Below are 13,681 nucleotides of genomic sequence, written 5' to 3'. Positions count from 1 at the left end.
TTCCGGCGGCACCTCGCCACGAATCCTGTGCACGCCATGACGTCCGGTACCGGCTGTGCCGAGCCTCCCGCGACGGTCCGTTGACGGCGCAGCATGGCGAGGCGGTCGCAAGCACAGCGTATCATGAGGGCAGACTATCGTCGTGCGATACCGTGCCGCCCCATGGATGCCATCAACCAATTTGTGCTCGCGGGTGCCGTGCTGCTGCTGCTGGCCATCCTCGCCAGCGCGTTGTCCTACCGCATCGGCATGCCCCTGCTGCTGGTCTTCCTTGCGGTCGGCATGCTGGCCGGCGAGGACGGTCCAGGGGGCATCCACTTCGACGACAGCGGCATCGCCTACACCGTCGGCAGCGTGGCGCTCGCCATCATCCTGCTTGCCGGCGGCCTCAACACCCGTGCCGAGAGTTTCCGCACGAGCCTCAGGCCGGCGGCGGTGCTCGCCACCCTCGGGGTCGTCATCACCTGCGTCGTCACCGGCCTGTTCGCCGCCTGGGTGCTCGACTTCGGCTGGCTGGAAGGCATGCTGGTCGGCGCGGTCGTCGGCTCGACCGATGCGGCGGCGGTGTTCGCCCTGCTCCACGCCAAGGGGCTGGCCCTGAAGGAGCGGGTGGCCGCGACGCTCGAAATCGAATCCGGCAGCAACGACCCGATGGCGGCACTGCTGACCATCGCCTTGATCGAGCTGATCCTGGCCGGCAGTGCCGCCCCGGGCTGGGCCACGCTGGTGCTGCTGGTCCGCCAGATGGGCCTCGGCCTCCTGGCGGGCCTGGGCGGAGGCAGGCTGCTGGTATGGCTGACGAACCGGCTGCCGCTGGAGCGCGGCATGTACCCGATGCTGATCCTGGCCGGCGGGCTTCTGCTCTACAGCCTCACCACCGTGCTCGGCGGCAGCGGCTTCCTCGCGATCTATCTCGCAGGCGTGGTGGTCGGCAATCGCGGCCCGCGCGAATCGGGCAACATCCTGCAGGTGCACGACGGACTCGCCTGGCTGGCGCAGATCACCATGTTCCTGATGCTGGGCCTGCTCGCCACCCCGAGCGACCTGGTCCAGCACGCGCCGGCGGCGCTCGCCATCGCGCTGGTCCTGATGTTCGTCGCGCGCCCGTTCGCAGTCTGGCTATGTCTGCTGCCGTTCCACTTTCCGCGGCAGGAGCAGGCGTTCATTTCCTGGGTCGGGCTGCGCGGCGCGGTGCCGATCATCCTGTCCCTGTTCCCGCTGCTGGCCGGCATCCCGGAGGCGGCGCTGATCCTCGACGTTGCCTTCTTCGTCGTGCTGATCTCGCTGACCGTGCAGGGCTGGACCATCCCCGTGCTGGCCCGCGTCCTGCGCCTCCAGGTCCCCCCCGCTCCCGAGCCCACCGAGCGACACGACCTCGCGGCAAGCGATGCAGCCGGACGGGCCTTCTTCGGCTATCGGCTCACGGAACACGCCCCGCTGGTCGGGCAGGACGCATGCGCACTCCACCTGCCCGGCACCGCCCGCCCGGTGGCCGTCTTGAGGAATGGCGAGGCCCTGGCACCGGAATCCGCGGGCCGGCTGGCAGCGGGCGACGTGCTGTACGTGCTCGCGCGGCAGGCGGACAGCGCAGCGCTGGGCGACCTGCTGGTGACGCCCGCAGCGCCCGCCTACCTCGACAAGCGCCAGTTCTACGGCGATTTCGTGCTGCGCGGCGATGCGCAGCTGGAGGCGGTCGCGGCGCAGTACGACCTGCCTCTGCCGCGGGATGTCGCCGGGCTGACGCTGGAGTCATTCCTGGCCACGAAGTTGCGCCGCCAGCCCGTCGCGGGCGACCGCGTCCGCCTGGGCAGGCTGGAGTTCGTCGTGCGGGCAGTCGTCGAGGGGCGGATCACCCAGGTCGGGCTGCGCATCCCGACCCATCTCGACGCCGAGCCGTGAAGGCGTGCCGCAGGCACCCGCACCGACTGCCCTAGAATGGAAGCCGAGCCGAACCGACCCCGCGCGATGCATGAGCCCATTGCGGATCTCGCCCGCTCCCGACGATCGCGCACCTCGCCGACGCCGAAGGGCTGCGTCGCCTCCATCCGATTCGATCCCGCCAAGGAGTCGCCATGATCCAGACCCGCGCGCTGCTCGCCGCCACCGATTTTTCCGCCCCTGCGCGGCACGCGCTGGAACGCGCGGCACTGATCGCCGACGCCCGCCCCGAATCACGCCTGACGCTCGCGCACGTGATGAGCGGCTCGGCGCTCGACACGCTGCGCCGGCTGCTGCCCGCCGAGGCCGGCGGGTTGGAGGCCGACCTGCTCGCCCAGGCGGAGCGGAATCTCGCCGAGCTGGCCGCCCATCTCGCGCTGCGCTGCGGCGGCCGCATCGACACGGAATTGTTGCAAGGCTCGGCGCTGACGGCCCTCGCCGAGCTGGCCGATGCGCGTGACGCCGATCTGCTGGTGATGGGCGCCCGCGGCGCCCATTTTGTCCGCGAGCTGCTGCTCGGCTCGACCACCGAGCGGGTGCTGCGCAAGTCCCGCCGGCCGCTGCTCGCGGTGAAGCAGCGGCCGCAGGCGCCCTACCGGCGCATCCTCGCCCCGGTCGACTTCTCGGTGCACGCCGCCCGTGCGGTCAGGACCGCTCACGCCTGGTTCCCCGGCGCCGACATCGTGCTGCTGAACGTGTTCGAAGTGGAACTCGAATCCACCCTCCGCCTCGCCGGCATGGACGAAGACAGGATCCACGCGTACCGCATCCAGGCGCGCGAGGCGGCGATGGCCGAGATGGACGCCTTCGTCCGCACGCTCGACGTGCCGGGCAACCGGCTGAGCCGCGAGTTCGTCCATGGCGCCGCCACCTTGCGCATCATCGAGCACGAGCAGACCGTGGACGCCGACCTGATCGCGATGGGCAAGCATGGCCAGTCGGTGATGGAGGAGCTTCTGCTCGGCAGCGTCACCAAGCACGTACTGGCGCACTCTTCGAGCGACGTGCTCATCGCCGGCCATCCGGGCTGAGGAACCGCCGGTCCGGCCGCTGCCTGCGTCCGTTCGCGGCCTACGCCGTCTTCTGCAGGAGCCGCAGCGGCGGTGCGCTGCCGTCCTTGTTCTGGCCCGGATAGACGGTGAGGTGCGGGAAAGGAATCTCGATCCCTGCGACATCGAAGGCCTTCTTCAGCCGATGCAGATAGGCGCGGCGCACGCCCCACTGCTCCAGCGGCATCACCTTGAAGCGGCAACGGATCACGACGGCCGACTCGCCGAGCTGCTCGATGCCGGCGATCTCGAGGTCGTCGACGATCTTGGCGGCCAGTTCCGGATCGGCGCGCAACTCGGCCGCCACCTCGCGCATCACGGCGAAGACCTCGTCGACATCCTCGCGGTAGGCGACGCCGACGTCGATCACCGCAAAGGCGAAGGCGCGGCTGCGGTTGGTGACGCCGGTGATGGTGCCGTTCGGGACGTAGTGCACGCTGCCCTCGTAATCGCGCAGCCGGATGTAGCGCAGCGTCATTTCCTCGACCAGGCCGCCCTTGCCGGCGACCTCCACCACGTCGCCCTGGCGCACCTGGTCCTCCAGCAGCAGGAACAGCCCGTTGAAATAGTCCTTGACCAGGCTTTGCGCGCCGAACCCGACCGCGATGCCCAGCACCCCGGCGGTGGCGAGGATGGGCGCGATCGAGATGCCGATCTCCGACAGCACCAGCATGCCGCCGACGAGCGTGATCGCCACCGTGGCCACGTAGCGGAAGACACGGCCGAGCGTATCGAGGCGCTTGATCCGCTCGGGATCGTCGAGGTCGCGCTCGAGGCGGCGCCGCAGGCGCGCGATTGCCCGGCGCGCCACGATCAGGGCGAACCAGGTCAGTGCCAGAATGACGAGCACGTGCAGCGCCGTCGTCACCGCATCGAGGCTCTCCCCGAGATAGGGCTTCAGGATGTCGAGATAGCGCATCGGGCTCCCTTCAGCGCGCGCCCACGGCCATCGCCAGCGGGCGGAACTGCAGGTGATGGAACAGCTCGAGATAGCGTCCCGCCTCCTCGCGCTCGAGGTTGCTGACGAATTTCCAGAAGCCGTAGATGCGCGACAGGGTCATCATGCGCTCGGCGTAGAGCTGCCAGGTGTAGCGCGCCGCCACGCGTGCGAGCGCGCCCTCCGAGATGCGGTTCCAGACGGCCGGGTCGGCCTCGCAGCGCTGCAGGAAGGCCAGGATGGCATCGGCCGCCGCCGCGCCGTCGTTCGGGTCGATGTGAAACCCGGACTTGCCATGCTCGATGATTTCCAGGGGCCCGCCGTAGCGCGTCGCGAAAACGGGCAGGCCGGATGCCATCGCCTCGATGACGGTGAGGCCGAAGGCCTCGAACAGGGCAGGCTGGACGAAAACGCCGCGGCGGTCGGCGACGTGCCGGTAGAGTTCGCCGGCCAGGTTCTTGTCGAGACGCACCCCCAGCCAGCGCATGCGCCCATCCAGGCGATGGTGCGTCATCAGCTCGTGCATGCGTGCCGCCTCGGCCTTTTCCTCGTCGTCACCGGACACCGCGGCGTCGACGTGGCCGCCGATCACCACCAGATTGGCCGCCTCGGCAAGGCGCGGGGAGGCACCGAACCATTCGGTCAGGCCCGACAGGTTCTTGATGCGGTCGAGTCGCGCCATGGAAAAAATCAGCGGCTTGTGCGGATCTTCGAAACACCCGCGATGTGCGACCCCCGGGTCGCGCGCGTAGAGCAGGCGCTCGATTTCCGGCATCAGGGAGTGCAGGCGGCGCTCCGTCTGCATGTAGGGGAAATAGATCGCCGCGTCGGCGCCGGGCGAGACGATGTTGAACTTGGGATCGAAAACGTCGATGCCGTGGACGACGCGATACAGTCCCGGCAGCGTGAACGCACGGTAGCTCTCGTACTGGCCGACCCCGTCGGCGGTGCCGGCGATCTCCTGATAGGTGCTGGTGATGATGAAATCGGCGTGGTTCATGCCGATGAGGTCCGCCGTGTACTGGCAGGCGAAGTGGTAGCTGGCGTCGTTGGCCTCCCAGTACAGGGCCGAGTGCAGATATTTCGTCTGCTCCAGCGCGTGCGCGATGTTGCACTGCGTCACGCCGAGGCGCGCCGACAGCAGGCTCGCCACCAGGTTGCCGTCCGAATAGTTGCCGATGATGAGGTCGGGACGGCCGCCCAGGCGGGCCAGCGCCTCGCGCTCGACGGCGGCGGCGAAATCCTCGAGGTAGGGCCAGATCTCGAAGCGCGAAATCCAGTGCCGGACGATTTCGCCATTGGCCTGGTGAAAGGGCACGCGCACGATCCACGCATGGTCGGTTCCCTGGATCTTCTCCAGCGGCTGGTTGCAGGTGGTGCCGTCCGCTTCGGGAATCAGCCGCGTCACCACCACGATGCGCGGCTCGACGGCGACACCCTGGGCCGCCATGCGCGCACGCATCTCCTGCTCCAGCGCGCGTACCTGATCGAGGATGTAGACCACCTGCCCGCCGGTATCGGGGCGGCCCAGAACGTTGTCCTGACCGAAGTAGCCATGCGGCGACACGATCAGCAGCCGCGAGATCATGGGGATGCGCGCGAGGAAGGTCTCCAGCACGGTCGGCGCGGGCGCCTCCAGGATGTCGACCAGCAGCCCCATGGTCTCGGCCACGCGCGCCGCGCTGTCGCCCCAGCCCGGCTCGAACCCCAGGCTGCCGAGCGCCGGCGCGCAGTCGGTCCACGGCGTATCGGAGTCGAGCGTGTCGAGGTGCCGCAGGGCATCGCGCAGGGCCTCGCGCAGCATCGGCACCTCGCCGATGTGGGGCGCCAGCATCAGCTGCTGGCCGTCGATCGTGTGCATGCGCAGGAAGTTGAGCAGCTTCGCGTGTCCGGTCTCGGGACGCGTGAACATCGCGCTCGCCAGATGGCGGTTCAGGTGCAGCACGCCTTGCCCGATCGAGCGCACTTCCTGCAGCCGCGGCACGTGACGGCCGAACGGCTCGAAATCGATCTCCAGGGCACGGTCGAATTCGTCGGCCGGCCGCACCAGCTGTTCCTTGAAACGGAGAAACTCGCTCACCGTCACCCGATCGGGCAGCAGCTGCTCCTGGTGCATGCGCAGGTAGCCCCAGCGGCCGGCGCGTTCGCGCAGCGCGAAGTAGGCCCACGGGGGCTGCAGCACGCCCTCCTGGAACAAGCCGACGGCCTTGGCGAGGGGCGTCCCCGCGAGCGGGGCGGGCGATTCCGCCGCCAGCGCGTCGAAGGCCTGGCGCAGGTCGCTCTGCAGGAGCAAGGACCGCCCCGCGGCAAAGCAGCGCCGCAGATAGGCATCGACCGGATCGCGGTGGTCGGCCGTCCAGGCCTTCAGGGCGTCGATCATGCCGCCTCCTGCCGCAGGGCATCGTCCGGTTGCCATGCGAATCCATAGTGCGCCATGCCCTCGAGGATGCCCGACGCGCACGGCGCACCCGCGAAATAGACCTGCTCCACGCCGCGCAGCGCGTCGAGCTCCGCGCTGTGGTTGGACACGACCACGGCCAGCGTGTCGCCGACCAGCATTTCGAGGTCATTGCCCGAGTCGCCGGCCACCAGGAACGCGCGCAGCGGCAGGTTCCATTTGTACGCCAGATAGCGGATGGCCTGCCCCTTCGACGCGCGCAGCGGCAGGACGTCGAGATAGGCATCGTGGGAAAAGATGAGATTGGCGCGCAGTTTGGCGCCGCGCAGCCGTGCCTTGAGTTCGCTCAGGCTCGGCGCGGCTTCGCGGTCGACGTGGAAGCTGAGCTTGAACGCGCTCTGTTGGTCGGCGGACTGCAAGGTGAGCCCGGGCACGTCGTCGAAGAGCGCGGCCAGCGCATCGCGCCGCCACAGGTGCTGGATATGGCGGCGCCAGCCGCTGTCCGGCCGCAGCTCGGGGCCGTAATGGATCTCGCTGCCGACCGCCGTGATCAGGACATCCGGCAGCGGGACGCGCGCCTGCTGCAGCACCTGCACTGCACTCGCCAGATGGCGCCCGGTGGCGACGGCGAAGCCGCAGCTGCGCGGCCGTACACGGAGCGCACGAACCAGCGCGGCAAGTCCGCCACGATCCCCGATCAGGGTGTTGTCGATGTCGCTCACCAGCATGCGCTCGACGTAGGGCATCGACACCGCCACCCGGCGTTGTGCCGCGCGCTCGCGCCGCACATGCTTGCGCGTCCGGTGCACGACCCGGTCGACCGCCGCCAGGTACTTGTCGACGTGCGCATCCCACGTGTAGTGGCGCACGACGCCGGCGAGTCCGCGCCGCGCGTGGCGCTGCCAGGCCTGCCCGTCGGAGACGAGTGCAAGCAGGCCGCGGGCGATGTCCGCGGGATCGAGCGGATCGACCAGCACGCCATTGTCGCAGTGCGCGAGGATGTCGCGCGGCCCGCCGTCGTGCGTCGCCACCACCGGCAGGCCGCTGGCCGCCGCCTCGATGAGCGTGAGGCCGAACGGCTCGGTCAGCGCAGCGTTGACGAAGACGCCCCGCCGCTGCGCCGCCAGGCGGTAAAGCGCGGGAATGTCGTCGGGTTGGTGCTGCTTGGGCAGCGCCACGCTGCCCCACAGGTCGTGCTGGTCGATGTCGAGCAGCAGGTCGGTCAGCACGTCCGCCTGCGCGGCTTCCAGGCCGCGGATGTCGTCGCGCATGCCGGCGACGATGGCGAGGTTGGCGCGTTCGCGCAGCGCGGGCGAAGTGCCGAAGGCGGCGATCAGGCGACGCAGGTTCTTGCGCACCTCAGGCCGGCAGATCGCGAGGATGAGCGGCTTCTTCGGCTGCGTGAAGAAGCGGTCGACGAGCGCGGGAACGTGCGGTGGAATCGGCGCCCGCCCAGGCGGCGCGAAGCGGGAGGTGTCGGTTCCCGGCGCGATGACGACCGTGCGCGCCGGCTGGTGGTTCTCGTAGAGCCCGTATTGCTCGCTGCTTTCCTGGGCCGTGCTCGTGACGACGAGGGCGGCATGGGCGAGGACTTCTTCCTCGGCGGCGATGCGGCGCGCGAAATTGAACTGGCGTTCGATCGCGGCGGCCTTGCGGCCATGGTCGAGCAGGCGCTGGCGCTTGCAGCGGCCGAGCGAATGGCCGGTGTGCACGAGGGGAATGCCGAGCAGTTGCGACAACTGGACGCCGACATAGCCGGCGTCGGCATAGTGGCTGTGGATGACGTCTGGCAGGCGCGGCTGCTGGCGCAGATGGCCGAGGATGCGGTCGACGAGCTGGTCGAGGTGGTTCCACAGGCTCTCCTTGCGGAGATAGCGGCGCGGCCCGCACGGCAGGCGTAGCAGGCGCGCGCGCTCGCCGAGCGGTTCGACCGCCGCCGCGTAGTCCGGCGAGACCGCCGGGTCGTCGACCAGGCGCGTGATCACGTCGACCTGCTCCACGCGCGCGTGGCGCCCCAGTGCTTTCGCCAGCTCGACGACGTAGAGCGTCTGGCCGCCGGTATCGGCGTCGCGTCCCAGCTCGAGGTCGCGGCCGCGCATGAGCCCGTGGAGGCTGAGCATCAGGATCCGAAGGTCACGCACGCGCCACCTCCGGCTCCAGTTGCCAGCCGCGCACGAAGGGCAGGTAGAAATCCGGCGAATCGGGCACGGCGCCGCGGATCCGGCACACCGCTCGGGCAAAAGCGTCTGCGCGCGCCAGGATCGTGGTCAAGGGCCAGCGGCGGAGCATGCCCAGCATGAACACCGCGGCGAAGCCGTCGCCGGCGCCGACCGTGTCGACCACCTCCGCCAGCGGCTTGCCTGCCACCGACTGGAAGCGCCCCGCGGCATCCAGCGTCCAGGCGCCCTCGGCGCCGCACGTGATCACCAGGCGCTGAAGGCCGAATGCCTCCAGCATACGGCCGGCGCGGGCCTCCAGCGTCCGCCCCGCGAGCGAGAACGTCTCGGCGACGCGGGTCAGTTCGCCCTCGTTGAGCTTGACCACGTCGGCCTGCTGCAGCGAGCGGCGCAGCACCTCGTCGTCCACCCACGGGTCGCGCAGATTGGCGTCGAGGAAGACCGGCGCCTGCGCCACGCCGAGCAGCTCGCGCAGCGCGCGGCGCGAGGCACCGCGCTGCGACAGCGTCCCGAAGTACACCAGGTGCGGATGCACGGACAGCGTCACGAGGCGCGCCAGGCTTGCATGGATATGGTCGTAGGCCTGTTCGGACAGGATGTCGAAGGCATGGCCGCTCCCGGTCTCGGTCACGCGCACGCGGCCGGTCGGGCGCACCGGATCGGTCTGCACGCCGCGCAGGTCGAGCCCGCGCAGGCTCATCGCCTGCAGCAGCTGCTCGCCGAGCGGGTCCTTGCCGGTCCGTGTGACCAGCACGGGATGGGCGCCGAGCGCCTGCAGATGGCAGGCCACGTTGAACGGCGCGCCGCCCAGCACGTTGCGGTCGCGAAACTGATCGACCAGCGTCTCGCCGAACACGACGACCGTCTGCGTATCCACCGCGGCAGCGTCGCCGGCGGCGACGGCCGGGATCGCCTCGCCTGAAATCTTCATCACCGGGTGCAATTTTCCTCAATAACGATTTGCACAATACGAATTGGCGACAACTTCGCCGCCCGCCATGACGCAGGCCATCCCATGTGGCCGAACCGAAGTGATACTATGTTTGCACAAAACTAATCGCCTGCGCAAGCACCGCGGGGCGGGCACGCGGCGCGTTAAGATGGGCTGCGGGCGCGACCGCCTGGCAGGCTCACCGCCCTTTCGACCACTCAGGACCGTGCATGGAACTCCACCAATTCTTTCTCTACCTGGCCATCATCCTCATCGCCGCCCGGCTGTTTTCCGAGTTCGCGGGGCGCCACGGCATTCCCTCGGTGATCGGCGAACTGCTGGCCGGCCTGCTGGTGGGCCCGTCGCTTCTGGGCTGGGTCACGCCGGATGCCACGATGAAGCTGCTGGCGGAGATCGGCATCATCCTGCTGCTGTTCGAGGTCGGCATGGACACCGACCTGTTCCGCCTCGCGCGGTCCGGCATCAAGCCCGTCGTGGTGGCGGTGGTCGGCTTCGTTCTGCCCTTCGTGCTGGGCTACGCGGTCTGCCGCTGGGGCTTCGGCCTCGACAACCTCGTCGCGCTGTTCATCGGCGGCACGCTCACCGCGACCAGCATCGGCATCACCGTGCGCGTCCTCGACGACATCGGCAAGCGCCATGAGGACGAGGCGCAGATCGTCATCGGTGCCGCGGTGCTCGACGACATCCTCGGCGTGCTCGCGCTGGCCTTCCTCTACCAGTTCGCGGTGCAGCAGGAGGTCTCGCTCGCCGCCACCGGCACGGTCGCGCTCTACATCGTGCTGTTCATGCTGCTCTCGCCGCTGGTCGCCAAGCTGGCGGGCGGCATCATCGACCATTACGACCGGCGGGCAGTCACGCCCGGCCTCCTCATCACGATGGCACTGGCGCTGATCCTGCTGTTCTCGTGGCTGGCGCATGCCGTGGGCGCGCCGCTGATCATGGGCGGCTTCGCCGCGGGCATCGCGCTGTCGCAGCACTTCCGCTTCAACCTCATGCACCGGCTTGGCCTGCCCGCGCTCGATCGCTGGTTCGCACCCAGCCCGCAGCTGGCGCACCGGCTCGAAGAGCAGATGCGCCCGCTGATTCATACCTTCGCGCCGCTGTTCTTCGTGATGGTCGGCGTCTCCCTCAACCTCAACACCGTCGACTGGGGATCACCGCGCGTCTGGCAGCTGGGCGGCGCGCTGATCGCGGTCGCTTTCCTCGGCAAGCTGGCTGCCGGCTTCTTCATCCGCGAAAGCCGCTTCCGCCAGATGGCGATCGGCCTGTCGATGATCCCGCGCGGCGAGGTCGGCCTGATCTTCGCGCAGCTCGGCTTGAGCCAGGGCATCCTCGACGCCGAAACCTACGCCGCACTGCTGATCGTCATCGCGCTCACGACGATCGCGCCGCCCTTCCTGCTGAAGGCTTATTATTCCCGCCCCGCCCGTACCTGAACCATCATGCCGCTGCTGAACATTCCCGTCGAATTCTTCCTGTTCGCCTGCACCCTGCTCGGGGTCGCGATCTTCCACCGGCGCAACCTCGAGGTTGCCGTGGCCGGTCTCATCGCGATCACGCTCTACAAGGCGCTGGTGGCGCAGGACATGGACCTGATCGCCCACTTCCTGCACGAAGAACGGCTGGTGCTGAACCTGCTGGGCCTGTTGCTCGGCTTTGCCATCCTGGCGCGGCACTTCGAGTTGTCGAAGCTGCCGGACTGGCTGCCGCGTCTGCTCCCCGACGACTGGAAGGGCGGCTTCGTGTTGCTGGTCATGGTGGCAGCGATCTCGACCTTCCTCGACAACATCGCGGCGGCCATCATCGGCGGCGTGGTGGCCGGACACGTGTACAAGCACAAGATCAGCGTCGGCTACATGGCGGCGATCGTCGCGGCCAGCAACGCGGGCGGCGCGGGCTCGGTGGTGGGCGACACCACCACGACCATGATGTGGATCGGAGGCGTGCAGGCGATCCACGTGGCCGACGCCTTCATCGCCTCCACCGTCGCCGTGATCTTTTCCGGCATCATCGCCGCCAAGGCACAGCAGCGTTACCATCCGGTCACCAAGAATCCGCCCGCCCACCTGCGCCTCGACTGGGGGCACCTGGCGATCGTCGCGCTCATCATCGGCGGTGCGATTGCCGCCAATGTCGGGCTCGACTTTCCCGCCGCCGGCGTGTGGGCCGCGATCATCCTGGGCGGCCTCATCCGCCCGACGCCGTGGGGCGAGGTGAGCAAGTCGGCGAAGGGGGCGCTGTTCCTGGTCGCGCTGGTACTGTCCGCCAGCCTGATGCCGGTGAAGGAGCTGCCCCCGCCCTCGGCGCACACGGCCTTCGGGCTCGGCTTCGTCTCCGCGGTATTCGACAACATCCCGCTCACCGCGCTGGCGCTGTACCAGGGCGGCTACGACTGGGGGATGCTGGCCTTCGCAGTCGGCTTCGGCGGCTCGATGATCTGGTTCGGCTCCAGCGCGGGCGTGGCGATGTCGAACCTGTACCCGGAGGCGAAGAACACCCTGACGTGGCTGCGCGAAGGCTGGCACGTGCCGGTCGCCTACGTGCTGGGATTCGCAACGCTTTACCTGGTGCTGGGCTGGCATCCGGACGTGCTGCCCGCCAGGTAGGCGCGGTCCGGCCGCAGGATTGCCCGCAGCGGAACTTGCTGGGCTAGAATCGTTCCATTGCAGTATCCGATTCGTTTTCCGGAGGATTCATGAACCAGGACGTCACCACCTTTGGCCGCAGTGCCTCTGCGGCCCTGTCGACCAGCAAGGTCGTTCGCAACACCTACATGCTGCTGGCGATGACGCTGGCATTCGCGGCGCTCACCGCCGGTGCGGCAATGGCGCTGGGCCTGCCGCATCCCGGCATCATCCTCACGCTGGTCGGCTACTACGGCCTGCTGTTCCTGACCACCAGGTTCCGCAACAGCGGCCTCGGCATCGCCTTCGTCTTCGGCCTCACCGGCTTCATGGGCTATACGCTCGGCCCCATCGTCAACGCCTACCTCGCGCTGCCGAACGGCGGCCAGGTCGTGATGATGGCGATGGGCGGCACCGCCCTGGTCTTCCTCGCGCTGTCGGCCTACGTCATGACGACGCGCAAGGACTTCAGCTTCATGGGCGGCTTCCTCACGGTCGGCATCCTGGTCGCCTTCCTTGCCGGCCTGGCCGCGATCTTCTTCCATATGCCGGGCCTGTCGCTGGCCGTCTCCGCCATGTTCGTGCTGCTGATGTCCGGCCTGATCCTGTTCGAGACCAGCAACATCATCCACGGCGGCGAGACCAACTACATCATGGCGACGGTGACGCTGTTCGTCGCGATCTTCAACCTCTTCACCAGCCTGCTGCAGCTCCTGGGCCTGGCCAGCAACGATTGATCGCCGTGGGCTCAGCCTTCGCCCCCCTCCCCGCGAGCCGCGGATGGTTGGGGAGAGGGAAAACGTGACAGATGCGCGACAAACGGCACCTTCCGGGGTGCCGTTTTTCATCGACACCCACTGCCATCTCGATGCGGCGGAATTCGACGCCGACCGCGACGACGCGTACGCGCGCGCCGTCGCCGCCGGCGTCGGCGTCGAGATCATCCCCGCGGTCAGCCGCGCCAATTTCGCGGCGGTTGCCGCCACCTGCGCGCGCTACCCTGGCTGCGTCCCCGCCTGGGGGCTGCACCCGATGTACATCCACGTTCACCGCCCCGAACACCTGGCCGATCTGCGTGCACAGATCACGGCGCAGCGCCCGGTGGCGGTCGGCGAAATCGGCCTCGACCTGTTCGTGCGCGACCTCGATCCGGCCACCCAGGAATACTTTCTGGTCGAACAGCTGAAGATCGCGCGCGATCACGATCTGCCGGTGCTGCTGCATTGCCGCCGCGCCAACGACGAGCTGCTCAAGCATCTGCGCAGAATCGGCGTACGCGGCGGCATCGCGCATGCCTTCAACGGCAGCCCGCAGCAGGCGGACGCCTTCATCAAGCTGGGATTCAAGCTGGGATTCGGCGGCGCCTTCACCTGGCCGCGTGCCAACAACCTGCGGCGGCTGGCGGTCGACCTGCCGCTCGAGGCCATCGTGCTCGAGACCGACAGCCCGGATATCCCGCCGGTCTGGATCGGGCGCGGCCGCAACGCGCCGGGCGAACTGCCGCGCATCGCGCAGACGCTGGCCGAGCTGCGCGGGATCGACGTCGACGCCGTGGCGCAGGCCACCACCCGCAACGCGCGCGAACTGCTGCGGCTCGGCTAGGACA

General features: G+C 68.8%; 10 protein-coding genes. 6 read left to right on the top strand and 4 right to left on the bottom strand.

Annotated elements, in window-relative coordinates:
- The first annotated feature begins 162 nt into the window (after positions 1–162).
- Positions 163–1,899: a potassium/proton antiporter gene (locus tag VA613_RS02840; RefSeq protein ID WP_324780349.1), complete on the top strand. Its 1,737-nt coding sequence runs from the start codon at positions 163–165 to the stop codon at positions 1,897–1,899.
- A gap of 173 nt (positions 1,900–2,072) precedes the next feature.
- Complete coding sequence (locus VA613_RS02835; RefSeq protein ID WP_324780348.1) at positions 2,073–2,969, top strand: universal stress protein; 897 nt, start codon at positions 2,073–2,075, stop codon at positions 2,967–2,969.
- Positions 2,970–3,009: 40 nt separating this feature from the next.
- Here VA613_RS02835 and VA613_RS02830 read toward each other — a convergent pair whose 3' ends face one another.
- From VA613_RS02830 to VA613_RS02815, 4 genes are read right to left on the bottom strand one after another with little or no spacing between them, the layout of a single operon-like run.
- Positions 3,010–3,906 (bottom strand): mechanosensitive ion channel family protein, encoded by an 897-nt coding sequence (locus tag VA613_RS02830; protein WP_324780347.1) that lies wholly within the window; start codon positions 3,904–3,906, stop codon positions 3,010–3,012.
- A 10-nt stretch (positions 3,907–3,916) separates the two neighbouring features.
- Complete coding sequence (locus VA613_RS02825; protein ID WP_324780346.1) at positions 3,917–6,304, bottom strand: sucrose synthase; 2,388 nt, start codon at positions 6,302–6,304, stop codon at positions 3,917–3,919.
- On the bottom strand, positions 6,301–8,463 hold the full coding sequence (locus VA613_RS02820; protein ID WP_324780345.1) for an HAD-IIB family hydrolase: 2,163 nt from the start codon (positions 8,461–8,463) through the stop codon (positions 6,301–6,303). The genes VA613_RS02825 and VA613_RS02820 overlap by 4 nt, the downstream gene beginning before the upstream one ends.
- A complete protein-coding gene (locus tag VA613_RS02815) occupies positions 8,456–9,430 on the bottom strand; it encodes a carbohydrate kinase family protein (RefSeq protein WP_324781211.1) in 975 nt (324 codons plus the stop codon). Before VA613_RS02815 ends, VA613_RS02820 begins: the two co-directional genes overlap by 8 nt.
- Before the next feature lie 230 nt (positions 9,431–9,660).
- Here VA613_RS02815 and VA613_RS02810 point away from each other — a divergent pair, with 230 nt between their 5' ends.
- The 4 genes from VA613_RS02810 to VA613_RS02795 all read left to right on the top strand — a co-directional run bounded on the left by VA613_RS02810 (position 9,661) and on the right by VA613_RS02795 (position 13,677).
- Positions 9,661–10,887, top strand: coding sequence for a cation:proton antiporter (locus VA613_RS02810; RefSeq protein ID WP_324780344.1), 1,227 nt, complete (start codon positions 9,661–9,663; stop codon positions 10,885–10,887).
- 6 nt (positions 10,888–10,893) lie between these two features.
- A complete protein-coding gene (locus tag VA613_RS02805) occupies positions 10,894–12,057 on the top strand; it encodes a citrate transporter (RefSeq protein WP_324780343.1) in 1,164 nt (387 codons plus the stop codon).
- An 89-nt stretch (positions 12,058–12,146) separates the two neighbouring features.
- On the top strand, positions 12,147–12,812 hold the full coding sequence (locus tag VA613_RS02800; protein WP_324780342.1) for a Bax inhibitor-1/YccA family protein: 666 nt from the start codon (positions 12,147–12,149) through the stop codon (positions 12,810–12,812).
- Positions 12,813–12,909: 97 nt separating this feature from the next.
- Positions 12,910–13,677 (top strand): TatD family hydrolase, encoded by a 768-nt coding sequence (locus tag VA613_RS02795; protein ID WP_324780341.1) that lies wholly within the window; start codon positions 12,910–12,912, stop codon positions 13,675–13,677.
- Positions 13,678–13,681 lie beyond the last annotated feature (4 nt).

Origin of the sequence: Thiobacillus sp. SCUT-2, assembly GCF_035621355.1 — a bacterium.
GTDB classification, from domain to species: Bacteria; Pseudomonadota; Gammaproteobacteria; order Burkholderiales; family Thiobacillaceae; genus Thiobacillus; species Thiobacillus sedimenti.
Note: the sequence above shows the minus strand (reverse complement) of the source record. Positions and strands in the feature narration are given on the sequence as shown.